General features: G+C 73.3%; 27 protein-coding genes and 1 tRNA gene. 16 read left to right on the forward strand and 12 right to left on the reverse strand.

The genetic code is table 11. The annotated features are described in order from the left end of the window. Window positions 1-52: 52 nt before the first annotated feature. On the reverse strand, window positions 53-802 hold the full coding sequence (locus tag QSJ97_RS09400) for a hypothetical protein (protein WP_285671483.1): 750 nt from the start codon (window positions 800-802) through the stop codon (window positions 53-55). Between the two features lie 83 nt (window positions 803-885). Between QSJ97_RS09400 and QSJ97_RS09405 the strand changes: the two genes are divergently transcribed. The 5 genes from QSJ97_RS09405 to QSJ97_RS09425 all read left to right on the forward strand — a co-directional run bounded on the left by QSJ97_RS09405 (window position 886) and on the right by QSJ97_RS09425 (window position 3,968). Continuing rightward, window positions 886-1,434, forward strand: a complete 549-nt coding sequence (locus QSJ97_RS09405; protein WP_285671484.1) for a MarR family transcriptional regulator — start codon at window positions 886-888, stop codon at window positions 1,432-1,434. 329 nt (window positions 1,435-1,763) lie between these two features. Next, complete coding sequence (locus QSJ97_RS09410; protein ID WP_285671486.1) at window positions 1,764-1,961, forward strand: hypothetical protein; 198 nt, start codon at window positions 1,764-1,766, stop codon at window positions 1,959-1,961. Window positions 1,962-2,170: 209 nt separating this feature from the next. After that, window positions 2,171-3,313, forward strand: a complete 1,143-nt coding sequence (locus tag QSJ97_RS09415; RefSeq protein ID WP_285671487.1) for a tyrosine-type recombinase/integrase — start codon at window positions 2,171-2,173, stop codon at window positions 3,311-3,313. A gap of 119 nt (window positions 3,314-3,432) precedes the next feature. Then, on the forward strand, window positions 3,433-3,669 hold the full coding sequence (locus tag QSJ97_RS09420; RefSeq protein ID WP_285671488.1) for a type II toxin-antitoxin system CcdA family antitoxin: 237 nt from the start codon (window positions 3,433-3,435) through the stop codon (window positions 3,667-3,669). After that, a complete protein-coding gene (locus QSJ97_RS09425; protein ID WP_285671489.1) occupies window positions 3,669-3,968 on the forward strand; it encodes a CcdB family protein in 300 nt (99 codons plus the stop codon). Before QSJ97_RS09420 ends, QSJ97_RS09425 begins: the two co-directional genes overlap by 1 nt. A 170-nt stretch (window positions 3,969-4,138) precedes the next feature. On the opposite strand, the gene QSJ97_RS09430 is transcribed toward QSJ97_RS09425, so the two are convergent. The 7 genes from QSJ97_RS09430 to hemC all read right to left on the reverse strand — a co-directional run bounded on the left by QSJ97_RS09430 (window position 4,139) and on the right by hemC (window position 10,478). Further along, entirely contained in the window at window positions 4,139-4,945 is an 807-nt protein-coding gene (locus QSJ97_RS09430) for an ABC transporter permease (protein ID WP_285671490.1), read from the reverse strand. Further along, a complete protein-coding gene (locus QSJ97_RS09435) occupies window positions 4,942-5,544 on the reverse strand; it encodes an ABC transporter ATP-binding protein (protein WP_285671491.1) in 603 nt (200 codons plus the stop codon). Before QSJ97_RS09435 ends, QSJ97_RS09430 begins: the two co-directional genes overlap by 4 nt. A gap of 169 nt (window positions 5,545-5,713) precedes the next feature. Next, window positions 5,714-5,789, reverse strand: a tRNA-Thr gene (locus QSJ97_RS09440). A gap of 171 nt (window positions 5,790-5,960) precedes the next feature. Next, entirely contained in the window at window positions 5,961-7,352 is a 1,392-nt protein-coding gene (locus QSJ97_RS09445; RefSeq protein WP_285671492.1) for a heme biosynthesis protein HemY, read from the reverse strand. Between the two features lie 17 nt (window positions 7,353-7,369). Continuing rightward, window positions 7,370-8,698 carry a hypothetical protein gene (locus tag QSJ97_RS09450; RefSeq protein ID WP_285671493.1) on the reverse strand — a complete coding sequence of 443 codons (1,329 nt, stop codon included), beginning with the start codon at window positions 8,696-8,698 and terminating at the stop codon, window positions 7,370-7,372. A gap of 108 nt (window positions 8,699-8,806) precedes the next feature. Further along, entirely contained in the window at window positions 8,807-9,544 is a 738-nt protein-coding gene (locus QSJ97_RS09455) for a uroporphyrinogen-III synthase (RefSeq protein WP_285671494.1), read from the reverse strand. Beyond that, window positions 9,525-10,478 (reverse strand): hydroxymethylbilane synthase, encoded by a 954-nt coding sequence (gene hemC / locus QSJ97_RS09460; RefSeq protein WP_285671495.1) that lies wholly within the window; start codon window positions 10,476-10,478, stop codon window positions 9,525-9,527. Before hemC ends, QSJ97_RS09455 begins: the two co-directional genes overlap by 20 nt. Window positions 10,479-10,599: 121 nt before the next feature. On the opposite strand from hemC, the gene tsaD reads away from it, so the two are divergent. From tsaD to mbfA, 7 genes are all read left to right on the forward strand, one after another. Continuing rightward, window positions 10,600-11,685, forward strand: coding sequence for a tRNA (adenosine(37)-N6)-threonylcarbamoyltransferase complex transferase subunit TsaD (tsaD, locus tag QSJ97_RS09465; RefSeq protein WP_285671496.1), 1,086 nt, complete (start codon window positions 10,600-10,602; stop codon window positions 11,683-11,685). Then, on the forward strand, window positions 11,682-12,392 hold the full coding sequence (locus QSJ97_RS09470) for an aspartate/glutamate racemase family protein (protein ID WP_285671497.1): 711 nt from the start codon (window positions 11,682-11,684) through the stop codon (window positions 12,390-12,392). The genes tsaD and QSJ97_RS09470 overlap by 4 nt, the downstream gene beginning before the upstream one ends. Window positions 12,393-12,598: 206 nt before the next feature. Beyond that, entirely contained in the window at window positions 12,599-12,874 is a 276-nt protein-coding gene (locus tag QSJ97_RS09475; RefSeq protein WP_285671498.1) for a YciI family protein, read from the forward strand. A gap of 34 nt (window positions 12,875-12,908) precedes the next feature. Further along, complete coding sequence (locus QSJ97_RS09480) at window positions 12,909-14,414, forward strand: bifunctional aminoglycoside phosphotransferase/ATP-binding protein (RefSeq protein ID WP_285671499.1); 1,506 nt, start codon at window positions 12,909-12,911, stop codon at window positions 14,412-14,414. Window positions 14,415-14,463: 49 nt separating this feature from the next. After that, on the forward strand, window positions 14,464-14,883 hold the full coding sequence (locus tag QSJ97_RS09485; RefSeq protein ID WP_285671501.1) for an EVE domain-containing protein: 420 nt from the start codon (window positions 14,464-14,466) through the stop codon (window positions 14,881-14,883). 197 nt (window positions 14,884-15,080) lie between these two features. Next, window positions 15,081-15,974: a bifunctional 5,10-methylenetetrahydrofolate dehydrogenase/5,10-methenyltetrahydrofolate cyclohydrolase gene (locus QSJ97_RS09490; protein WP_285671502.1), complete on the forward strand. Its 894-nt coding sequence runs from the start codon at window positions 15,081-15,083 to the stop codon at window positions 15,972-15,974. A 122-nt stretch (window positions 15,975-16,096) separates the two neighbouring features. Beyond that, window positions 16,097-17,074 (forward strand): iron exporter MbfA, encoded by a 978-nt coding sequence (mbfA, locus tag QSJ97_RS09495; RefSeq protein ID WP_285671503.1) that lies wholly within the window; start codon window positions 16,097-16,099, stop codon window positions 17,072-17,074. Window positions 17,075-17,108: 34 nt separating this feature from the next. Here mbfA and QSJ97_RS09500 read toward each other — a convergent pair whose 3' ends face one another. From QSJ97_RS09500 to QSJ97_RS09510, 3 genes are all read right to left on the reverse strand, one after another. Beyond that, window positions 17,109-17,387, reverse strand: a complete 279-nt coding sequence (locus QSJ97_RS09500; protein WP_285671504.1) for a LysM peptidoglycan-binding domain-containing protein — start codon at window positions 17,385-17,387, stop codon at window positions 17,109-17,111. Between the two features lie 96 nt (window positions 17,388-17,483). Continuing rightward, the gene (locus tag QSJ97_RS09505; RefSeq protein ID WP_285671505.1) at window positions 17,484-17,975 is read right to left on the reverse strand and encodes a RidA family protein; all 492 of its coding nucleotides are present in this window, start codon (window positions 17,973-17,975) and stop codon (window positions 17,484-17,486) included. Window positions 17,976-18,248: 273 nt separating this feature from the next. Beyond that, window positions 18,249-19,451 (reverse strand): pyridoxal phosphate-dependent aminotransferase, encoded by a 1,203-nt coding sequence (locus QSJ97_RS09510; protein WP_285671506.1) that lies wholly within the window; start codon window positions 19,449-19,451, stop codon window positions 18,249-18,251. Window positions 19,452-19,704: 253 nt separating this feature from the next. On the opposite strand from QSJ97_RS09510, the gene QSJ97_RS09515 reads away from it, so the two are divergent. After that, window positions 19,705-19,851 (forward strand): hypothetical protein, encoded by a 147-nt coding sequence (locus QSJ97_RS09515; RefSeq protein WP_285671507.1) that lies wholly within the window; start codon window positions 19,705-19,707, stop codon window positions 19,849-19,851. 224 nt (window positions 19,852-20,075) lie between these two features. Here the strand turns inward: QSJ97_RS09515 and QSJ97_RS09520 are convergent, their stop codons facing one another. Beyond that, entirely contained in the window at window positions 20,076-21,500 is a 1,425-nt protein-coding gene (locus tag QSJ97_RS09520) for a hypothetical protein (protein ID WP_285671508.1), read from the reverse strand. Between the two features lie 182 nt (window positions 21,501-21,682). Here QSJ97_RS09520 and QSJ97_RS09525 point away from each other — a divergent pair, with 182 nt between their 5' ends. From QSJ97_RS09525 to QSJ97_RS09535, 3 genes are all read left to right on the forward strand, one after another. Then, the gene (locus tag QSJ97_RS09525; RefSeq protein ID WP_285671509.1) at window positions 21,683-22,066 is read left to right on the forward strand and encodes a helix-turn-helix domain-containing protein; all 384 of its coding nucleotides are present in this window, start codon (window positions 21,683-21,685) and stop codon (window positions 22,064-22,066) included. Window positions 22,067-22,095: 29 nt separating this feature from the next. Next, window positions 22,096-23,040: an ROK family protein gene (locus QSJ97_RS09530; protein WP_285671510.1), complete on the forward strand. Its 945-nt coding sequence runs from the start codon at window positions 22,096-22,098 to the stop codon at window positions 23,038-23,040. A gap of 173 nt (window positions 23,041-23,213) precedes the next feature. Beyond that, window positions 23,214-23,501: a succinate dehydrogenase assembly factor 2 gene (locus QSJ97_RS09535; RefSeq protein WP_285671511.1), complete on the forward strand. Its 288-nt coding sequence runs from the start codon at window positions 23,214-23,216 to the stop codon at window positions 23,499-23,501. Window positions 23,502-23,510: the final 9 nt, after the last annotated feature.

Raw genomic sequence — 23,510 nt, forward strand, 5'->3', positions numbered from 1 at the left:
CGCATGCGTGGGTGGGACGGAGCGATGCCCGCCGGGATGCGCCGCGCAGGGCTCAGTCGATGGTTCCGGGCAGGCTCAGATCGCCCGAGGCGATGTCGAAGATGTCGGTCACGCAGAGCAGCGGCGCGTGGATGTTGGCGTTGACGCGCAGCGCCGCGGTGACGCCGTCATAGGCCGCGCCGTGCACCGCCGCCGGGTCGGCAAACGGCACGGTGACGGTGATCTCCGGCCCGTCGAACAGCGGCGTGTAGCCCGGGCTGTCGATGAAGATCGGCAGGCCCGGCCAGGTCGCCGGCATGGCGGGGGTCGCGCCGTCGGGAATGTCGCGCACCCCGAGCGCGCCGGCGCCGCAGCCCTCGGTCGGGGTCAGGACGACCCAGTGGCTGTGCCACAGCACCCCGTCATTGCCCGGGTCGCCGTCGCCGTTCTCGTCGAAGAGCGGCGTGTCGTCGAAATCGGGGTGGCTGGTCGCCGCCAGCGTGAGGATGCCGGTGCCGCCAGCGAAGCCGACGGTCGCCGGGTCGAGCGAGGTGGGCCAGACATAGGAGAGCACCGGCGCGCCGGCGAGCGCGCCGGCGGGCTGCGGCCGGTCGGCGCCGGCGATGCCGCCGGTGGTTATGTGGAAGGTCACGAGCCGCCCCGCCCGGTGCGCATGGGCGGCGAGGATGTCGAAGGCCGCGACGCTCGAGGCGTCGGCCGGCGAGGCGATCGCCCCGGCCTGGTGGATGGCGCGGGTTTCGTCGGCAGCGGCGGCGCCGGCGAGCAGCAGCAGGGCGGCAGCGCTGGGCAGGGTGCGGTTCATGTCGGCCTCCATCGGGTGATATGATAGCGAGTCGATAACACTTTACCGCCGGCGTTGCAATGGAGATAGCGAGTCGCTATTACATGCCCATGGACACGACCGAGCGGATCCGCGCCTTCATCCACCGTCTGGCGCGCCTCGACGCGGCCGAGACCTGGACGGACGATCTCAACCCTGCCCAGATCGCCGCGCTGGAATACCTGGCGCGCGCCAACCGCTTCTCGCGCGCGCCGTCGCATGTGGCCGAGTATCTGGGCACCACCCGCGGGACGATGTCGCAGACGCTGAAGGCGCTCGAGCGCAAGGGTTATCTGCGCGAAAGCCGTTCGGAGACCGACAGGCGCTCGATCACCTGCCATCTGACCGATGCGGGGATCGCCCTGGCCGCGCGGCGCAGCGCCCTGGCGGATGCGATCGCGGCGCTGCCCGCGGCACAGCGGGACAGCCTGAGCGACGGGCTGTCGGCGGTCCTCGCCGCCCGGCTGGAGGCCAATGGCGGGCGCGCCTTCGGCCTGTGCCGGACCTGCATCCACCACCGCCCGGCCGCCGATGGCGCGTTCTGCGCCCTGCTCAGGCTTCCTCTCCGGCCGGAGGAAGCCACGCAGATCTGCCACGAGCAGGTGGCGGCATGAGCACGGCCGCCCGAGCCGCACGTCGTGCAGCGGCGCCCTCCGGCCGAAGCGGCCGCCGGTTCCGCTGACATCCGGGGGTCCGGGCATCGCGTCACCGCGGCGGCTGCGCTGGCCGCGGGCGCCATCCGGAGCTGGCCGCGGACGCGATCCGGGCGGGGCCCGGAGCAGGGATCGCCCGCCGCACCGCGAAGCAGGAAGCCGCCGGGATCGCCAGGCAGACCGACGCGCGGCCCGAGCGGATCGCCGAGGCAGACGGCTCCGGCGTCATCGCGGCCGATGAGCAGCGGATCGGCAAGCTGGCGCGGGGCCGCCCGGCGCTGACCGATCAGATGCGGAAAGCGGCCAACCCGCCGCACGGCTTCGTGGGAATGCGCGTTCGCTTTCAGGAAAATCGCTGGAAGATCCGGGAGGGCGGGCAGCTCACGCTCCGCCGGATGGGGCTGCAACCGGCCTCTGCCGATCCCGCGCCATGCGAGCGGGAAGGCGGCCTTCGGACCTCGAAAACCACCTTGCCGTTCAACATGTGAGCGGCACTCGACATGTCTGGGGGAAGAATGGTGCCGGTGAAGGGCACCGATTTTCCTTCTCATAGCGACTCACAACAGAACCAGATATCTGTTTTGAAACAGAAATTTACGGTTCCCTAGGCAACCGAGCTGGCGCATATTTGAGCATGGTTTCGCATTCTCCGGGGTGGGCTGAAAGGTGGGCCCCGGAGAGGTGGAGGACCCGAACTGTGCTCATCAACGCGCTCTCTCAGATGAAAGCTAAGCACCTGCCCGAAGGTAAGCATGCCGACGGTCAGGGGCTCTGGCTCGTGAAGCGCAGCAAGCTGTCAGGAAAGTGGATCCTGCGCCTCACGATCCACGGGCGGCGCCGGGAGATGGGGCTCGGCCCGTGGCCAGATGTCTCGATCGCGGAGGCGCGGGGCCGCGCGGAGGATGCCCGACGCCGCGTGCGGGGCGGCGACGACCCGATCGAAGAGCGCGCGGCCAGGCGCCTGCGCGCCAAGCGCCTGACCGTCGAGGAGGCTATCCACGGATGCTTCGAAGCGCGCCAGGCCGAACTCAAGGCTGACGGCAAGGCCGGCCGCTGGCTCTCGCCACTCGCCGTTCACATCATCCCGGCCATCGGGGAGGTCGCGATCGAGGATCTCGACCAGCACGTGATCCGGAAGGTGCTCGAGCCGATCTGGCACGAGAAGCCCGACACCGCACGCAAGGCGATGAACCGTCTGAACCTGACGCTCAAGCACGCCGCCGCCCTTGGGCTCGAGGTCGACATGCAGGCAACGATGAAGGCGCGGGCCCTCCTCGGCAAACAGCGCCACACGGTCGAGCACGTTCCCTCGATCCCCTACCGGGAGGCGCCGGCCTTCTACCGCATGCTCTCCGGCAAGAGCTTCTTCTCCTGCCACGCGCTGCGCTTTCTGATGCTGACGGTCGCGCGCACGAGCGAAATCCGCTTCGCCCTCAAGGATGATCTCGTCGACGACGTGCTGGTCATCCCGCCTGAGCGCACCAAGACGGGCAATGAGCACAGGATCCCGCTGAGCACCGAGGCGCTCGACCTCATCGCACAGACCAGGCGGCTGCATGACAGCGACCTTCTCTTCCCGTCTCCTAAGGGCAAGCCGATGTCGGACGCGACCATGGCGCGCTTCATGGAGCGCGAAGGCTACGAGGCGCGCCCCCACGGCTTCCGGTCGACCTTCCGCACCTGGGTGGAGGAGTGCACTGACGCCCCTTACGAGGTGAAGGAGGCCTGCCTCGGTCACATCGTCGATGGCGCGGTGGTCCGGGCCTACCAGCGCTCTGACCGCCTTGAGCGTCGCCGGGAGTTAATGGAAAGCTGGTCTTCGTTCCTTACCGGCTCATGAGGCTGTCCTAGCCAATCGCGCAAACGCCAGTGCATTCGGAATGAGGCGTCGATCTGGATGCGCATCTTGACGCGCACAACTATGCGCATATTCTCGGTCCATATGTCGTCGGAGGTATGATGCAACCCCATTCGTTGCCTAAGAAGCCGACCAATCTCTCGCTTGACCAAGCCCTCTTGCAGGAAGCTCGGGAACTCGGGGTGAATCTCTCTCAGGCTGCGGAGCACGGTCTCCGGCAGGCCATCGCCAGCGCAAAGGCCGCTGCCTGGAAACGCGAAAACCAGGTTGCTTTGGAAAGCTCCAATGCCTGGGTCGAGAAACGCGGCTTGCCGTTGGAGCGGTTTCGCCGCTTCTGATGGCCCGGTTCGACGTCTACGCAAATCCGGACGGCGCCGGCTATCTGCTGGACGTGCAGACCGATCTCCTGGATGGGTTGAACACCAGAATCGTCGTCCCACTGCTGCCCGCAAACGACGCGCCTTCTCCGGCCCAGCGACTGAACCCGGTGTTCGAGATCGTCAATCAAAGACACGTCATGGTCACGCAGTTCATAGCGGCAGTCCCACGTGCAATTTTGAAGGAGCCCGTAACCACGCTCGCCGATCACGACGCCGAGATCACCGGGGCGCTCGACATGGCCTTCTTTGGCTTCTGATGCAGTCTCGATTTCTTGAGGCGGAGGCCAAAGCCGTGGAAATTCCGACTGTTTTAGTCTGATTTCCTGACTACGAATCTGATGCTGATGGAGCAGCAGACAAAAAGTCTGTGGGTGTCAGTTCCGATCGATACAGTCTCCTTGCGCTGTCGGACGTTCGGAGAAGGCGGTCAGCGGCCGGCGTCGGCCAGGCGGTCGAGGCGCAGGCGGTGTCGGCTATCGGTCAGCCGCTGCGCGCTGCCGATCACAGCGCCCAGCACCCCGAGTCCTGTGGCGCCGCCGATCAGGAACATGATCAGCAGCTGGTACTTCACCGCCTCCTGCGGGTCGACGCCCGACAGGATCTGCCCTGTCATCATGCCCGGCAACGAGACGACGCCGGTCGCGGCCATCGCGTTGATAATCGGAGTGAATCCACTCCGGAGTGCCCGCCGGATCATCGGCAGCATCGCCTCGAGGCTGGTGCGCCCCAGCAGGAGCTGCGCCTCGATGGCGCGGCGCTCGGCTGCGAGTGTCGCGTGCAGCGTGTCGAGGCCGAGGCTCACCCCGGTCATGGTGTTGCCGAGTATCATGCCGAAGATCGGCAGGGCATATTGCGGCGACCACCAGGGCTCGGGCTGGATCTGGCTGGTCAGCGCTACGAGGGTGACGATCGAACCCGCCGCAGTCATCGCGCCCGCGCCGAGCGTGTAGCCCCAGAGCCCGGCGAGACGGCTCTGCTGGCGCGCCAAGATCTCATAGCCGGCAAACCCCACCATCGCGCAGGCAAGGGCCAAGGTCAGCCAGGGAGAGCCGGCGGCGAACACCGCGCGCAGAACCAGCCCGATCATCAGGAGCTGAACGATCATCCGGAGCGCCGCGATCAGGAGCTGACGCTCGAGGCGCAGCCTGAGCGTGATCGACAGCACCGCATTCAGCGCGAGAAACAGCGCGGCGAGGACAATGTCCCAGATAGAGAGCTCGATGTAGCCGGTCATAAGGCGACTCCAGGCAGGGACACGAGCCGACCGCGCTCGACGCGATGGCGCCCGGCCGAGAGCCGGGCAGGCTGCGCTTCGTCATGGGTCACGAGAAGCACGGCGACGCCTCGCTCGCACTGGTCCCGGATCAGCGCCTCGACCAATCCGGTCGCGTGCTCGTCGAGCGTCGCGGTCGGCTCGTCGAGCAGCAGCGCATCGGGCCGGTTCGCCAGCGCCCTGACGATTGCGAGACGATGCCGCTCGCCGGAGGAGAGCCGGGCGACGTACCAGTCGAGCGCCTCCGGCAGCTCGACCGCTTCGAGGAGGCCGGCGAGTTCCGACTCCGCATCGAAATGATCGCAAACCCGGTCGGCCCACCAGCCGCTCTCGGCAGGAACCAGCGCCACGCGCCGGCGCCATTCGGGGGCCGGCATCGAGGCCCGCTCCTGGACGTCGAGCGTCACTGTCCCCTCATTGGGGTCGAGATCGACGATCGCGCGAAGAATCAGGGACTTGCCCGAGCCCGAGGGGCCAAGCAGCGCAGATATTTGTCCCCGCTCTACGGCCAGGCTCACCGGGCCGATCAGCGGTGTACGAAGATCCTCTATGGCAAGCATGCGCTGCACTCTGGCAGCTATGCCGCTAAACTGCCATGCAAACGAGTGAGCCCCGGTATGAGCCTACAAACTTTGGTTCGGGACAGCCTCTATTGGGGTGGGCCAAGAGGTGGACCCAAAACTCGCCCCCCAGGAAATTGCATTCTTTTCAGGTTCTTGCTGAGAAGAATGGTGCCGGTGAAGGGACTCGAACCCCCGACCCCATCATTACGAATGACGTGCTCTACCAGCTGAGCTACACCGGCCATGCCGCGCGTCGGGTGCGCGCGGACCATGCGCGTGATAGTGGCTCCGGCGGGGCTTGGCAAGAGCGCTCGCACCGGCCGGCCGGTGCCCGGAACCGCCGCCAGGAACCGCCGCCGGCCGGGGCGGGCCGGTGGGCGCTTTCCGGCAGGGGAGCGTCAGAAGGGCGCGCGTCAGTCGGGGCGCGGCGGCCTGTCCGGCGCGGCGGCATCGGTGTCGCCATCCTCCGTGTCCGGCTCGCGCCCGAGCGCGCGGTCCGAGGGGCCGGGCAGGGGCGGCTCGCCGGGACCCCGCTCGTCGACCAGCAGCGGCAGCATGGCGGCCTGCGCCAACGCGCCCTCGGCGGCATCGTCGCGCGGCGCGCCGAGCGCCCGGGCGAGCCAGCCGCGCACCACCGCATCCGGCTCGCCCTCGCCGCGGGCGACCGCCGCCATCACCGCGCAGTAGCGCGCCGAGAGCGGCGGCTCGGAGAGCGGCTCGACGGCGGCGCGGGCGCCGGCCCAGTCCTCTGCCAGCAGCGCCAGCTCGGCGCGGACGAATCGGCTCTCGCGGTGCTCGGGATTGGCGCCGAGCAGCCGGTCGAAGCGGCGGCGCCGGGCCTCCGGGCTCTCCTCCGGCTCGAGATCGGCGAAGGCGCGGGCGATCTCGGCGCTCGGCATCCGGCTCCAGCCGGCGCCGAGGTGCCGCGCGGCCTGGCGCTTCTGCCCGTCGCGCATGAGGTGACGCGCCGCGGCCACCGCGGCCTCGGGGTTGCCGGGGTCGAGCTTCGCCGCCTCCAGCGCATAGGCCAGCGCCGGCTTCCACGCGCGCGCCGCCTCGGCCTCCTCGGCGAGCGCGATCGCCAGCGTGGCGCCGCGGCGGCTGGCCTCGGCGGCGGGCACGGCGCCGATCCGGCGCTGCACGGCGAGGGTGCGCCGGGCGCCGGCCCAGTCGTAGCCCTGGCTCTGCAGCGTGTAGAGGGTCTCGAGCACCTCCGGGTCGTGCGGGGCGATCTCCGCCGCGCGCTCGGCGAGGGCATGGGCGCGGTCGGTGTCGCCGGCGGCCTGGGCCTGGGCCAGCAGCCCCTTGAGCCCGACCAGCGCCGTCGCCGGCTCCTCGGCCAGCGCCCGCCAGTAGCGCCGGGCCCGGCGGCTGTTGCCCGCGAGCTCCGCCGCCTGCGCCTGCAGCAGCCGCGCCAGGCCCGGCCGCCGCAGCAGCCGCGCCGCGCGCCCGGCCTGCCGCTCGGCACCGCGGGCATCGCCGGCGGCGAGCGCCATCAGCGTGCCGTCGAGCGCCTCGAGGCTCTGGCGGCGCCGGGTCGCATCGGTGAAGCGGCGCACCGCCGCCGGGTCGCCCAGCATGAACAGCGCCAGCGCGACGAGCAGGTCGAGCAGCCGCGCGACGATCACCAGCGCCGCCGCCGCGGCGACCAGCGCAGCCCCCGCCGCCAGCGGGGTCAGTTCGAACACATAGCCCGCCAGGGCCACGGTGACGCTGCCCTCCGCCTCGAGCAGCAGCGCCACGACCCAGGTCGTCGCGCCGACGATGCCGGCGAAGGCCAGGAGCCGGATCAGGGAGCCGAGCATGCCTGCGTTCCGATGCGTCAGGGGGCGCCGATCAGCGCCGGGGCGACATATTCCGCGAGTGCCCGCTCGGCCGCGACCCGGTCGGCCAGCGCCGCGGTCCAGCCGGCCATGGCGGCCGCGGCGGCGGGGGGCAGGGCCTCGGCCTCGGCCAGCGCGGCGGCGAGCTCGCCCTCGCGCAGCCGCGCCTCGATGCGCGAGATCCGGGCGGTGAGCGAGGGGCCGGCCTGCTCCTCCTTGGGCATCACGAAGATCTGCCGCTGCAGCCAGGAGCCGACCCGGTCGGTCGGGCCGTCGTCGCCGGCGATGCGGGCCTCGGCGGCGATCGCGGCGCGGGCGGCCCCGGGCAGGCTTCCGGCGAGGCTGGCCGGCTGCGCGATCCCGGCCGCGGCATGGGCGGCGAGCGCCGGCGGCGCGGGGCGCCCGATCAGGGCCTCGACCTCGGCCAGCACGGTGGCATAGCTCTCGCCGGCCAGCACGCGGGTGGCCAGCGCATCCGCCGCGCCGCGCAGCGCGGCATTGCGCAGCGCCGCCTCGGCCTCGCCGAGGGCGCTGGTCTGGATCCGCTCGGCCTGCCGCTCGGAGGCGTCGAGGCGGGCGCCGAGGGCGTGCAGCTGCTGGCCGATGCGGGCGCGCAGCGCGGCGATCTCGCCGGAGAGCGCGGCCAGCTCGTCGCGCGGGGCCAGCGCCTCGGCCTCGGCGCGGGGCAGGAAGGCCGGATCGGCGGCGCGCGCCGCGGCCAGCCGCTCGAGCCCGGCCTTGAGCTGCGCCAGCCCGAGCGAGAGCTCCGCCGCGGCATCCTCGGCCGCCGCGGCGCTGGCGCTGGCGGCGCGCACGCCCTGTTCGGCGCCGCGGGCGATGCGCTCCGCGGTCTCGGCCTGGGCGAGCGCCACGCGGGCCTCGGCGCGGGCCGCCTCGGAGGTGGCGGTGGCGGCCTTCTGCGCTGCCTCGAGCCGCTCCATCTGCCCGGTCAGCCCGGCGAAGGCGGTGGCGGCCTCCTCGCCCATCACGGCGCTGGCGGCAGCGGCGCGCAGCGCCTCGACCTCGGCCTCGAGGGTGGCCTGGCGGGCCGCCGCCTGCGCCTCGAGCGCGGCCATGCGGCTGCGCAGCTCCTCCGGCACCGGGGTCAGGAAGCGGGCCACCGGCGCCGGCAGGTGCGGGGCGAGCTTCGGCGCCGCCCAGAGCGTCACCGCGGCGACGAAGACCGCGCCGATCAGCAGCCAGAGCAGGGTCGCCGCGAGGCTCGGGGCATGCGGCTCGTCGTCATAGGCGTCGTAGACCTCCTCGGCCGGGTCGTAGCCGGCAGGGTCGAGATGGTCCGGGTCGCCGGTCAGTGAGCGCGCGGTCATGCCTTGTCGTCCTCGTTGGCGCGATGCCTTGGGGAGACCTTAGGGCGCACCGGCGCGGGCGACAACTACGCGGGTGCGGTAAAACGCCACGAACGCGTGCCGGGCGGCTCAGGCCAGGGCGCGGATCGCGGCGCGCATCGCCGCGCCGTCCGGCGCCTCGGCCACCGTGACCGAGGCGAGCCCGAGGGCGGCCAGCGGCTCCGCCGCCCGGGCCGAGATCGCCAGCCCGCGGAGCCCCGGCGCCAGCGCGCCGGGCGCGGCCATGCGACGCGCGAAGATCTCGGCATTGCGCCGCGACCAGAGCGTCACCAGCCCGATCGCGCCCGAGCCCAGCGCATGCGCCACCGGCGCCGGCGGCGGGCCGGTCTCCTCCGCGGCATAGAGCACCGCCTCGGTGACGTGCACGCCGCGGGCCGCCAGCATCGCCTTCAGGTCCGCCGCCGCGTCGCGCCCGCGGGCATGGAAGAAATGCCGCAAGCCGCTCATCGAGGCGGCGCGGGCCAGCGCCTCGGCGTCCGGCCCGGCGCTCAGCGCACCGGCGAAGCCGAGCCGGCGGGCGACATCCGCGGTGCGCCGCCCGACGCAGAGCGCCGGCAGGTCGCGCCGCGGCGCCAGCCCGGCGAAGGCGCGCACGCCATGGGCGGAGGTGAACAGCAGCCCGTCCAGCGTCGGCGGCAGTTTCAGCGACATCGCCAGGGGACGGATCGCGGTCAGCGGCCAGATCTCCGCCTGGATGCCCTCCTCGGCGAGCCCGTCGGCCAGCGCCCGGCTGTCCTCGAGCGGGCGGGTCAGCAGCACCGCGCGGCGCCGGCGCCCGGGCACCGGCTCAGCTGTCGAAGAAGCCATCGCCGCCCCGTGCGCGCAGCTCCGCCGCCGCATCCGCTCCCATGGCGGCGGCCTCGGCGAGCGGGCCGCGGCGCTCGGTGGCCAGCCGCTCGGAGCCGTCCGGGCGCACGATCTCGCCGCGCAGCCGCAGCGTGCCGCCCGCCGCGCCGTCGATCTCCGCCAGCCCGGCGATCGGCGTGCGGCAGGAGCCGTCGAGCCCGGCGAGGAAGGCCCGCTCGGCCGCCAGCCGGCTCGCCGTCGGCGCATCGTGGACCGGTGCGAGCAGCGCCGCGAGATCGGCGTCGCGCCGGCGCAGCTCGATGCCGATGGCGCCCTGCGCCACCGCCGGCAACATCTCGTCCACCGGCACCGGGGCGCCGAGCTCGGTCTCGCCGTGGCCGAGGCGGCGCAGCCCGGCCAGCGCCAGGAAGGTCGCCTCCGCCACCCCGTCGGCCAGCTTCTTCAGCCGGGTCTGGACATTGCCGCGGAACTCCACCACCCGCAGGTCCGGCCGCCGGTGCAGGAGCTGCGCGCGCCGCCGCAGCGAGGAGGTGCCGACCACCGCCCCCGGCGCCAGCGCCGCGATCCCGGCCGGGCCGCCGGCGCCGGTGACGAAGACGTCGCGCACATCCTCGCGCGGCAGCAGGCAGCCGATCTCCAGCCCCTCGGGCAGCACGGTCGGCATGTCCTTCATCGAATGCACCGCGATGTCGATGCTGCCGGCGAACAGCGCCTCCTCGATCTCCTTGGTGAAGAGCCCCTTGCCGCCGATCTCCGAGAGCGCGCGGTTCTGCACCGCGTCGCCCGTGGTCCGGATCACCGCGATGCGGAACGCCGCCTCGGGCAGGCCATGCGCCGCCATCAGCCGGGCGCGGGTCTCCTCGGCCTGGGCCAGCGCCAGCGGCGAGCCGCGGGTGCCGATCCGCAGGGGCTGGTCGGGGCTCGGCAGGGTCATCGGGCAGGCTCCGGGATTGCGGGGACCGAATGCGGCCGCCGATTGTGGTGGCGGCCGGTTGTCCTTACTAAGTGCCGCGGACGGTCGGCGCAATCATGCGCCCCGCGCCGGGGAGAGGGTGATGGACGGCACGCTGACGGTGCTGGGGCTCGAGACCAGCTGCGACGAGACCGCTGCGGCGGTGGTGCGCGGGCGCCCCGGCGCGAGGGGCGCGGTGCTGTCCAACTGGGTGCACGGCCAGGCCGAGCTGCACGGCGCCTTCGGCGGCGTGGTGCCGGAGATCGCCGCCCGCGCCCATGCCGAGCGCGCCGACACCGCGATCGCCCGCGCGCTGGCCGGGGCCGGGCTCGGCGCGGCGGATCTCGACGCGGTGGCGGTGACCGCCGGGCCGGGGCTGATCGGCGGGGTGATCTCCGGCGTGATGGCGGCCGAGGGGTTCTCGCGCGGCGCCGGGCTGCCGCTGGTCGCGGTCAACCATCTCGAGGGCCATGCGCTGACCCCGCGGCTGACCGATGCGGTGGCCTTTCCCTATCTCCTGCTGCTGGTCTCCGGCGGGCATTGCCAGCTGCTGGCGGTGCAGGGGCTCGGCCGCTATCGCCGGCTCGGCGGCACCATCGACGACGCCCCGGGCGAGGCCTTCGACAAGGTGGCCAAGCTGCTCGGCCTCGGCTTCCCCGGCGGGCCGGAGGTGGAGCGCTGGGCGGCAAAGGGCGATCCGGCGCGCTTCGCCTTTCCGCGGCCGCTGCTCGACCGGCCGGGCTGCGACATGTCGTTCTCCGGGCTCAAGACCGCGGTGGCCCGCGCGGTGATGCGGCTGGCCGAGGCGCAGGGCGGGCTCTGGCGGCGCGACATCGCCGATCTCTGTGCCGGTTTCCAGGCGGCGGCGGCGGAGATCCTCGCGGCCAAGACGGCGCGCGCGGTGGCGGCGATGGGGGCGCGGCCCTCGGCGCTGGCGGTGGCCGGCGGCGTCGCGGCCAACAGCGAGCTGCGCGCCGGGCTCGAGCGGGTCGCGGCGGAGGCGGGGCTGGCGCTGGTGGCGCCGCCGCTGAAGCTCTGCACCGACAACGGCGCGATGATCGCCTGGGCCGGGATCGAGCGGCTCGCCGCGGGGCTAGCGGACGCGCCGGCGCGCCCGCGCCCGCGCTGGCCGCTGGATGCCGCGGCGGCGCCGCTGATCGGCTCCGGCAAGAAGGGCGCGAAGGCATGAGCGGGCGGGCGAGCATGCGCACCATCGGGATTCTCGGCGGCATGTCGGCGGCCTCGACGCAGATCTACTATGCCGAGCTCTGCCGGCTGACCCGGGAGCGGCTCGGCGGGCTGCACTCGCCGGAACTGCTGATCCGCTCGCTGGATTTCGCGCCGGTGGCCGACCTGCAGGCGGCCGGGGACTGGGACCGCGCCGGCGCGCTGCTCAACGCCGAGGCGAAGGCGCTGGAGCGCGCCGGCGCGGGGCTCCTGCTGCTCGCCACCAACACCATGCACAAGCTCGCCGGGCCGATGATGCAGGGGGTCGGGGTGCCGCTCGTCCATATCGCCGACGCCACCGCCGCCGCGATCCGCGCCGGGGGGCTCTCGGCGCCGGGGCTGATGGCCACCGCCTTCACCATGGAGCAGGAGTTCTACACCGGGCGGCTGCGCGCGGCCGGGCTCGCGCCGGTGCTGCCGGATGCGGCCGACCGGGCCGAGACCCACCGGATCATCTACGAGGAGCTCTGCCGCGAGGTGGTCAGCGCGCGGAGCCGCGCCGCCTTCGAGGCCATCGCCGCCCGGCTGGCGGCGGCGGGGGCGGACAGCCTGATCCTCGGCTGCACCGAGGTCGGGATGCTGCTGGACGCGGGCAATGTGCCGGTGCCGGTCTTCGACACGGTGGCGATCCACTGCGCGGCGGCGCTGGAGCTGGCGCTGGCCGGCTGAGGGGGGCGCGGCCATCCGCGATCGGGGCGATCGCGGGGCTGCGGCTGCGCCGCCGCCGGCGTGCGGTGCCCGCCCGCATGGCCGCGCCGGCGCCCCGCCCCGGCCGTTCGGCATGCGGCGGGCGTTGCCGGGCGCCGGGCCGCGCCTCCGGGCTTGCATGGCGCCGGCGGCTGTGGCCCATAGGGCGCGACAGGGAGGGACAGCACATGCTCTATGCCATCATCTGCATCGACAAGCCGGGCGCGATCGAGACCCGCAAGGCCAATCGCGACGCGCATCTGGCGCATATCCGCTCGACCGGGGGGCGGATCTCGCAGGCCGGGCCGTTCCTCGACGCCGACGGCCAGATGTGCGGCTCGCTGCTGGTGATGGAGGCAGCGGACCGCGCCGAGGTCGAGGCCTGGTGCGCCGCCGATCCCTATGCCACGGCCGGGCTGTTCGAGAGCGTCGAGATCCGGGCCTGGAACCGGGTCATCGGCTGAGCCGCGGGCGGCGGGTCGCGGGGGGCGCGGGGCGATGTCGGAGACCGGGCCGGACTGGGACCGTGTCGCGGCGTTCCTCGCCGGGCCGGGGCTCGCCGACGACGGGCCGGCCGAGGTGATCGAGACCCATACCGCGCGGGTGCATCTCGCCGGGGCGCGGGTCTGGAAGCTGCGCCGCCCGGTGGACTATGGCTGGCTCGACTATGCCTCCCGCGCCCGGCGGCGGATCATGGCCGAGCGCGAGATCGCCTGGAACGAGGCGACCGCGCCGGGGCTCTATCTCGGCCTCGGCGGCGTGTCGGAGGGGCCGGAGGGGCTGCGCCTGATCCGGCCCGGCAGCCCGGTGCCGGCGGCGGCCGAGCCGCTGGTGGCGATGCGCCGCTTCCCTGCCGAAGCGCTGTTCGACCGGATGGCCGACGAGGGCCGGCTGAGCCGCGCGCTGATGGCCGGGACCGGCGCCGCGGTGGCGGCGATGCACAAGGCGGCCGAGCCCGGCGCGCCGGTGGACCTGCCGGCGCTGGTCGGGGCCGAGACCGCGGCGCTGGCGGCGCTCTCCGGGACGCTGGGGGAGGCGCTGACCGCCCGCCTCACCGGCGCCATGGCGGCGGCCGCGCAGCGCCTCGCGGAGACCGCGGCGGGGCGCCGCTGCCGGCGCTGCCACGGCGATCTGCACCTGCGCAACATCGTGCTCTGGCAGGGCCGGCCGGCGCCGTTCGACTGCATCGAGTTCAACGACGCGCTCAGCCGGATCGACCCGCTCTATGACCTTGCCTTCCTGACCATGGACCTGCACCGCCGCGGTCTCTCACGGCTGGTGCCGGCGGCGCTGAACGCCTGGGCGGAGGCGCTGGCGGCGGCGCCCGGGCCGGAGCCGGAGACCGCCTATGGCGGGCTGGCGCTGCTGCCGCTCTACGAGGCGACCCGGGCGGCGATCCGGGCCAAGACCGGTGCGCTCGGCGGCGATGCGGCGGAGGCGCGGGCCTATGCCGGGCTGGCGCTGGCCCGGCTCGGGCCCGCCCCGGCGCCGCGGCTGGTGGCGGTGGGCGGGCCCTCCGGCTCGGGCAAGTCGACGCTGGCCCGCGCGCTGGCCGACCGGATGGGCGCCGTGGTGCTGCGTTCGGACGCGATCCGCAAGGGGCTGCGCGGGGTCGCCGAGACCGAGGCGCTGCCGCCGGAAGCCTATGCCCCGGCAGCCTCGGCGGAGGTCTATGCGGCGATGCTGGCGCGGGCCCGCATGGCGCTCGGCGGGGCCATGCCGGTGGTGCTGGACGCGACCCATCTCGACCCCGGGGAGCGCGCCCGAGCCGCGGCGCTGGCGGCGGCGGCGGGCGCCGGCTTCCAGGGGCTCTGGCTCGCGGCGCCGGGCGAGACGCTGGCCGGCCGTATCCGCGGGCGCGGCCCCGATGCCTCCGACGCGACGCCCGCGGTGCTCGAACGCCAGCTCGCCGGGCTGGACGCGCCGGCGGACTGGACCATGATCCCGGCGGGCCAGGGGCCGGAGCGGGTTGCCGGGGCCGCCGCCGCGGCGCTCGGTCTCTGAGCCCGGCATGCCGGCCCCGGACCGGGCTTCCAAGCGAAGAGGAGACGAGATGCGCTACTGGCTGTTCAAATCGGAGCCCAACACCTGGAGCTGGGACGACCAGGTGGCCCGCGGCGCCGATGGCGAGGAATGGGACGGGGTGCGCAACTACCAGGCGCGCAACAACATGCGCGAGATGGCGCTCGGCGACCGCGGCTTCTTCTATCACTCGGTGAACGAGAAGCGCATTGTCGGCATCGTCGAGGTCTGCCGGGAGATCCATCCCGACAGCACCACCGAAGACGCGCGCTGGGAATGCGTCGACATCCGCGCCGTCGCGCCGATGCCCGAGCCGGTGAGCCTGGCCGAGATCAAGGCCGAGCCGCGGCTCTCGGAATTCGCGCTGGTGCGCCAGTCGCGGCTCTCGGTGGTGCCGGTCTCCGAGGAGGAATGGCGCCTGATCTGCGCCATGGGCGGCTACGCGGGCTGACCCGGCCCGGGCGGGCAGGGCGCCGGGCGCTCGGCACCAGCGACCATGCGCGGGGCGGGCGGTGTGCCGGGTGAGGCGCGCCCGCTGCCAGCCCGATGCTGCGCCGCCGCGAAACCGGTCCGATCCGTCGCGGGCGTGACAGCCGGGGCCGGGGCGATCCGCTTCCCTCCACAGCCGGACCAGGCAGGGAGGCGCAGATGGATGCGATCGCGGATCACCGGTATCTCGACGGGCGGAAGGTGCAGGCACGGCTGCTGGCGCAGGTGAAGGCGGAGGTCGAGGCGCTCTCCGCCGGCGCCCCGCTCGGCCGGCTGGTCTCGATCTCGATCGGCGAGATCCCGGAGATCGCCGTCTATATCCGCGGCCAGGCCCGCGCCGCCGAGCGCGCCGGCCTGCCCTTCGACCGGCAGTTCTGGCCCGCCGATATCAGCCCGGAGGCGGCCAAGGCGCGCATCGCCGCGATGAACGACGATCCCTCCGTGCTCGGCGTCATCCTGCAGCGGCCGGTGCCGGCGCATCTCAACGTGCGCTCGCTGCAGGGCGCGGTGCACCCGCTGAAGGATGTCGAGGGGATGAACCCGGCCTCGATCGGCAACATCGTCTACAACGACACCGCGCTGGCGCCCTGCACCGCGGCCGCCTCGGTGGAGCTGATCCGCGAGACCGGCCTGCCGATGAAGGGGCTCGAGGTGGTGATGATCGGGCACTCGGAGATCGTCGGCAAGCCGGCCGCCTTCATGCTGATGGCCGAGGGCGCGACGGTGACGGTGTGCCACCACATGACCCGCTCGGTGGCGGTGCATTCGCGGCGGGCCGATGCGGTGCTGGTGGCGGTCGGCATCCCGGGCTTCCTCAGGGCCGAGATGGTGCGCCCCGGCGCGGCGGTGATCGATATCGGCATCAACCAGGTGACGGCGCCGGACGGCTCGGTGCGCATCGTCGGCGATGCCGACACCGAGGCGGTGCGCGAGGTCGCCAGCTGGGTCACCCCGGTGCCCGGCGGCGTCGGCCCGGTGACGGTGGCCAAGCTGATGCAGAACGCGCTCGAGGCGCACCGGCGCCAGCGCGCGGCGGGCTGGATCGGCGGCTGAGCGGCGGCGGCGCGCGCCCCGGGCACCCCCGGGCGGCTGAGACATCGCGTCCGACGGCGCCGGCTTGCCTTCCGGGCGCGCGGCCCTTTACTTAGAAGCGTTCTAAGAGAAGGAGCCTGCCGATGCTCTCCCTCCTCGCCGGCCGCCGCCGCTTCGCCGATCTGTCCGAGCAGCAGATCCTCGCCCTCGCGATCTCGGCGGAAGAGGACGACGCCGCGATCTATCGCAGCTATGCCGACCGGCTGCGCGGCGAGTTTCCGCAGACCGCGGAGATGTTCGACGACATGGCGGCGGAGGAGGATCGCCACCGCCAGCGCCTGATCGAGCGCCACAAGGCCCGCTTCGGCGAGCGCATTCCGCTGATCCGCCGCGAGCATGTCGCCGGCTTCTATGGCCGCCGCCCGGTCTGGCTGGTGGAGAATCTCGGCCTCGAGCGGATCCGCGACGAGGCGGCGAAGATGGAGCACGACGCCCATCACTTCTACCTCGCCGCCGCGCAGGCGGTGGAGGATGCCGACACGCGCCGGCTGCTCGGCGACCTGGCGCAGGCCGAGGCCGGGCACGAGCGGCTCGCGGGCAAGCTCGCCGAGCGCCATCTCACCGCGGAGGCGCGCGAGTCGGAAGACCGCTCGGCGCACCGCACCTTCGTGCTGACCTATGTACAGCCGGGGCTCGCCGGGCTGATGGACGGCTCGGTCTCGACGCTGGCGCCGATCTTCGCCACCGCCTTCGCCACCATGGACACCTGGACGACCTTCGTCGTCGGCCTCGCCGCCTCGGTGGGGGCGGGGATCTCCATGGGCTTCACCGAGGCGGTCTCCGACGACGGGCAGATCTCGGGCCGCGGCTCGCCGGTGAAACGGGGGCTGGCCTGCGGGATCATGACCACCGTCGGCGGGCTCGGCCACGCGATGCCCTATCTGATCCCGGATTTCTGGACCGCCACCGTGATCGCGATGATCGTCGTGATGGCCGAGCTCTGGGCGATCGCCTGGATCCAGAACCGCTACATGGAGACGCCGTTCTGGCGCGCCGCGATGCAGGTGGTGCTGGGCGGCGCGCTGGTCTTCGCCGCGGGGATCCTGATCGGCAGCGCCTGAGCGCCCGATCGCCTGAGGGCCGGGCCCCGGCAGGTCAGCCGGCGGGCGGGATCACCAGCTCGTCGCCGTCGCGCAGGCTGTGCCCCGGGGTCAGCCCGTTATAGGCGGCCAGCGCCGAGGCCGAGACACCGATCCGGCCGGCGAGCTGGGCCACGGTCTCGCCGTCGCGGGCCAGCGCGGCGGTGTAGCCGTCATACTGCACGATGCCGTCGCCGGTGCTGGCGATCGGCTGCGGGGCGGGGCGGTCGCCCCTGTCGCCGGCGCAGGCCCCGAGCAGGAGTGCCGCCGCCACGATCATCCAGCGCTGCGCCATCTGTCCGCCTCCGATGCTGCGTCTGCGATGCTGCGTTCCGCGGCGGACCCTAGGCGATGGCACGCGCGCTGTCGAGCGCCGGGCGGGACCGGCGGATCAATCCAGCGCGAAGATCGCCTCGATCTCCACCATCACCCCGAGCGGCAGCGCCGAGACCCCGACCGCGGCGCGGGCATGGCGGCCCCGGTCGCCGAACACCTCGACCATCAGGTCCGAGGCGCCGTTGATCACCTGCGGCTGCTGGGTGAAATCGGCCGCGGAGTTGACGAAGCCGGTGAGCTTGACGACCCGGCCGATGCGGTCGAGATCGCCGGTGGCGGCCTTCGCCTGGGCGATCAGCGAGAGCCCGCAGCGCCGCGCCGCCGCGATGCCAAGCGCCAGCGCCGAGCCCTCCGGCGCCGGGCCGTCGACGTGATCGGCAGCGGAGAGCTGGCCGCGGATCGGCCCGTCCGCGCCGAGCGAGATCTGGCCCGAGACATGCAGCAGCCCGCCGATCTCGACATAGGGCACATAGTTCGCCACCGGCGCCGTCGGTTCCGGCAGCACGATGCCCCGTTCGGCCAGGTGTGCCTCGATCTTGCCAGTCATGTCTCTCTCCCGTCGGTCTGCTGCCGGGCTTGCCTGCCGGCGCCTCCTGCGGAGGCATTCCCCTTGTTGGCGCGGCTTCCGCCGCGCGGCGGCCCACCACCTCCCCCGCCCGCCCACCCGGAGGTGGCGGGCCGCGGCAGCGCGATCCGTGGCGCCTCGGGCCCGAGGTGCCGGCGCCGGCAACCGGGCGCCCGCGGCGCCCCCCGGGCGGCGCGCGGCTCCGCGGGGGCTCGATGCCCCGCGGAGCCGCCTTCTTTCAGGCCATGCGCCCGGTCAGCGCAGCGCCCCGCAGAAGCGCTGGATCCGCTGGCAGGCATCCTCGAGCGCCGCATCCGAGGTCGCGTAGCTGACCCGGAAGTTCGGGCTGGTCCCGAAGGCCGCACCGAAGACCGCCGCCACGCCCTCGGCCTCGAGCAGCTCGGTGCAGAACACCTCGTCGTTCTCGATCACCCGACCCGAGGGAGCCTGCTTGCCGATGCAGCCCTTGATCGAGGGGTAGACATAGAACGCCCCCTCCGGCACCGGGCAGGTCAGCCCGTTCGCCTGGTTCAGCATCGACACCACGAGGTCGCGCCGGCGCTGGAAGGCCGTGGCCCGCTCCTTCAGGAAGTCCTGCGGGCCGGTCAGCGCCTCCACCGCCGCCCACTGGCTGATCGACGAGGGGTTGGAGGTCGACTGGCTCTGGATCTTGCGCATCGCGCCGATCAGTTCCACCGGCCCCGCGGCATAGCCGATCCGCCAGCCGGTCATCGCATAGGCCTTGGAGACGCCGTTCACCGTCAGCGTCCGCTCGATCAGCCCGGGCTCGACCTGCGCCGGGGTGACGAAGTCGAAGCCCTCATAGGCGATGTGCTCGTACATGTCGTCGGTCATCACCCAGACATGCGGGTGGCGCAGCAGCACGTCGGTGAGCGCCTTCAGCTCGTCATGGCCATAGCCGGCGCCGGAGGGGTTGGAGGGGCTGTTGAAGATCAGCCACTTGGTCTTCGGCCCGATCGCCGCCTCGAGCGCGTCCGGGGTCACCTTGAAGGCGCTCTCCAGGGTCGTCTCGATGATCTTCGGGGTGCCGCCGCCGAGCAGCACCATGTCCGGATAGCTGACCCAGTAGGGCGCCGGGATCAGCACCTCGTCGCCGGGGTTCAGCGTCGCCATCAAGGCGTTGTAGAGCACCTGCTTGCCGCCGGTACCCACCGAGACCTGCTCGGGCGCGTAGTCGAGCCCGTTCTCGCGCTTGAACTTCGCCGCGACCGCCGCCTTCAGCTCGGGGATGCCGTCCGGGTTGGTGTATTTCGTCCGGCCCTCGCGGATGGCGCGGATCGCTGCCTCCTTGATGTTGTCGGGGGTGTCGAAATCCGGCTCTCCGGCGCCGAGGCTGATGATGTCGCGGCCCTCGGCCTTGAGGTCGCGCGCCTTGGCGCTCACGGCGATGGTCGGCGAGGGTTTCACGCGGGCGAGGGTGTCGGACAGGAAGGCCATCTGCATCTCCGGGGTGCTGCGTCCCCCCGGGAATACGCCCCGCCGCGACCGCCGGCAATTCCCGCCCGGCCCGATTCGCAGGATTTTTTGCCGGCGGACCGGCCGCCGCCACGGGGTGGTCGCCGACTTGTCCGGACAGGTTGTCCGAAAAGCGTCTCGATTCCGTCGCCGAACTGTCATATGACTGTCACGAAGCGGGGCGGAGCCACGACCCCGTCACGCCATTCAGGCCAGGAAGGATTGGAAACACGCCATGAACCTCTACACCGCACGCTGCCTCGCCCCGGTCACCCGGCGCTTCGACCTGCCGAACGCGCGGCTGACCTACATGCCGCGCGGATGGTACTGGAAGCTGCGGCAGAGCTGGTTCCGCCGCGCCCGGCCGACGGGCGGCCGCTAAGCGCGCTCCGCCCCGGCGGGCGGGCGATGCGCGTCGCCGGGCCCGATCCGCCGCGCCGCAGGCTGCCCGCCCGATATCGGAGATCGCCGCCGGCACCGGGTGCCCCGCGGCGGGGCGCAGCCCGCCGCGCGGGCCGGCGGGGGCTCGATGCCCCCGGCGGCCCGTCCGCCCCTGAAGGGCCGTCCGCCCCTGCAACGCCGTCCGGCGCCGAGCCGCCGAACGCGTCAGAGCGCCCCGGCGGCGGCCATGTAGCCCGGCCGCGCCAGCCCGAAATTCGCCAGGATCGCCGGCGCCACCTCGGTGGTCGAGAGCGCCCGCGTCGTCCCGTCGCCGGCCCCGGCCGGCCCGGCCCCCGGCTCGTAGACCAGCAGGATCCCCTCGGGGATGTGATAGGCATTGGCCCCGGCGGCGTCCTGCAGCGAGAGGTTGACCAGCCCGATCGCCCGGTGATCGACCGCCTCGCCCTTCAGCGTCACCGCGATCGCGTCGTCCTCGAGATTGACCACGCCGATATCGATGCAGACCCGGTCGCCGTCGAGCCGCGTCACCTTCTGCGGCCGGCCGTTCACGGTGAGCGTCGAGGCGCCCTGCACGAAGCGCTCGACCGCGCCCGGCACCAGGCGGAAGACGAACTGCGGCGCCATCGCCCGCTCCTTCGACCACTCGCCGGGCGCCAGCCCGAGCGCCGCGGCGAGCCGGGCATGCGATTTCAGCGTGAGCTCGCGCTCGTCCTTCTCGCGGCCCTCCACGGCGGCCTGGCCCATGCTGGAGGCGACGATCAGCGCATGGTCCGGATTGGCCTCGACGAAGCGCATCAGGCGGCCGAGCTGGTGGTTGGCCTCGGCGATGGTGAAGGGGATCTCGCCGCCCCAGGTCTGCAGCCAGTCGGCATCATAGGCGAGGCTCTCGTAGTCCTCCGGAAACAGCGCCGGCCAGTAGCGATGCATCGAGCTCGCCACGTGGTTGGTGAAGAACATCGCCAGCTGCGGCCGCTCGCGCTCCAGCGCATGGGCGAAGAAGTCGAAGGCGATCTGCATCTGCGAGGTGCGCCGGCGCACGGCGCGCTGCGGATTCACCCGCTCCGCCAGCACCTGGCCGGCGAGCTTCGCCACGGTGCGGCCGCGCAGGCCGAGCCCCGGCGCCCGCGCGAGGAACCGCGCCGCCTCGCCGAGGGCGATGCCGCGGCCGACATCGCGCCCGGCCTGGTCGACCATGGCGAGGTTGAAGCGCTGGAAGGTCTCGAGGCTCTTCGGGAAGCATTCCGGCCCGGCGGCGAAGGTGTCGGGCACGTGGAAGGCATAGCCGTCGAGGCTCGCCGGCGGCGGATAGCTGTGCAGGCTGCCGAACACCCCGGTGCGGATGCCGGCCCGCGCGGCCAGCTCCCAGAGCGGCGGGAACTCGCGGTTCACCGCGCCGAGGTCCTGGCCGAAATGGCTGATCTCGTGGTCGAGATTGGTGACTCCGCGGTGCAGCGTCGGCCAGGTCACCCAGGGCGAGAGATGGCCGCTGTCCTCGGCGGTGGTCTCGTAGCGCCGGGCGCGGGCGGCGAGGCGGCCGAGCGGGCTCTGCGGGTCGCGCCGCGCGAAGTGGTCGAGGATGCGCCAGGGCACCTCGTTCAGCTCGTAGAGGACGATCCTGCGGCCCTGCATGGCGGCGCTCCCCTGCTCCCGGACCCATGGCATCTAGCATCCATGCTGCAGCGCGTCCACCGGAGCGCCCCGGCGCATCCGCGGGCGTGTCGGAACGGTGCCTCAGGTGGTCGGGTGGCGCATATGATCCCGGTGCCCTATGGTGCACACCACCGAAGGGACCGATAACCGGAGGAGACCGAATGGACGACTTCAGCGAGAGCGCGGCGACGCTGGGAGACCGGCTGGCGCTGGCGCGGGAACAGCAGGGCCTCAGCCAGGCGCAGCTTGCGCGCCGGCTCGGCCTGCGGGTGCAGACCGTGCGCAACTGGGAGAACGACCGCTCCGAACCGCGCGCCAACAAGCTGCAGATGGTCGCCGGCATCCTCAACGTCTCGATGGTCTGGCTGCTGACCGGCGCCGGCGCCGGCGCGCCCACGGCCGAGGTGGCGAACGACGAGAGCCCGCTGGAGCTCGCCGAGGCGCTCTCGGAGATCCGCGACCTGCGTCTCCTGCAAAACCAGGTGATCGACCGGCTGGCCCGGCTCGAGAAGCGCCTCCGCCTGCTGGCGATGCCGGAAGCCTGAGGCCGGGGCCTGGGCCCGGGGGCGGCACGATGACCGGGGGCGCCGCGGCGGGGCGCTGGCGCCTCGGCGTCGATCTCGGCGGCACCAAGATCGAGATCGCGGCGCTGGACGAATCGGGCGGCGCCGTGCTGCGCCGCCGGGTGCCCTCGCCCGGGGGCAGCAGCGCCGCCGACTATGCCGCGGTGATCCGCACGATCGCCGCGCTGGTGGCCGGCGCCGAGGCGGAGCTCGGCCCGGCGCTCGGCGTCGGGCTCGGCGTGCCCGGCTCGCCAAGCCCCGCCACCGGGCTGATGCGCAATGCCAACACCACCTGCCTGAACGGCCGTCCGCTGGCGGCGGATCTCGCCGCGGCGCTCGGCCGCCCGGTGCGGCTGGAGAACGACGCCAACTGCTTCGCGCTGGCCGAGGCGCGGGCCGGGGCGGGGCAGGGGGCGGACCCGGTCTTCGGCGCGATCCTCGGCACCGGCACCGGCGGCGGCGTGGTGATCGGCGGGCGGCTGCTCGGCGGCGCCTCGGGCATCGCCGGGGAATGGGGCCACATGCCGCTGCCGGCTCCGCGGGACGACGAGCGGCCGGGGCCGGGCTGCTATTGCGGGCGGCGCGGCTGCGTCGAGACCTGGGTCTCCGGCCCCGGCCTCGCGCGCGACCATGCCGCGACCACGGGGGTGCGGCTGAGCGCCGCGGCGATCGCGGCGGCGGCGCGGGCGGGGGATGCCGGGGCGGCGGCGAGCCTTGCGCGGCATCTCGACCGGCTGGCCCGCAGCTTCGGCCCGGTGGTGAACATCCTCGACCCGGAGGTGATCGTGCTCGGCGGCGGGGTGAGCCAGCTGCCGGGGCTCGCCGGGCGGCTCGAGGCGGCGCTGAAACCCCATGTCTTTTCCGACGCTCCGGCGGTCCGGGTGCTGCCGGCGGCGCTCGGCGACAGCGCCGGGGTGATCGGCGCGGCCTGGCTGGTGGCGCTGCCGCGCGGATAGGCGGGCCGCAGCGCGCCTGCGGTCCCGCGGGCCCCGCCCACCCTGCGGCCGCTGCGCCCGGCCCGGCCCGCGCGCCCCCCTTCGCCCGCGGGACCGCAGGCGCGCTGCGGCCCTGCGCGCCATGGACAGCGGCGGCAGGGCGGGCACATTGGCAGGGCAGAAGGAGACCGCCGATGACCGAGATCGCCAACAGCCCGCATGCCCCGGAGACGCCCGAGATCCGGCTCAAGCGCCTGCGCATGCGCTCCTGGCGCCGCGGCTTCCGCGAGATGGACCTGCTGCTCGGCGGCTGGTGGGATGCCCATGGCGCGGCGCTCGACCGCGGCGAGCTGGCGGCCTACGAGGCGCTGCTCGAGGAGCCGGACTGGGACATCTACTACTGGATCACCGGGGCGGCGCCGGTGCCGGAGGGCCATGCCCCGCTGATCGGCCGCATCGCCGCGCATCACGGCACCCGCTGAGCGCGGGGC

This window comes from Paralimibaculum aggregatum (assembly GCF_030270585.1).
Classification (GTDB): Bacteria; Pseudomonadota; Alphaproteobacteria; order Rhodobacterales; family Rhodobacteraceae; genus Thermohalobaculum; species Thermohalobaculum aggregatum.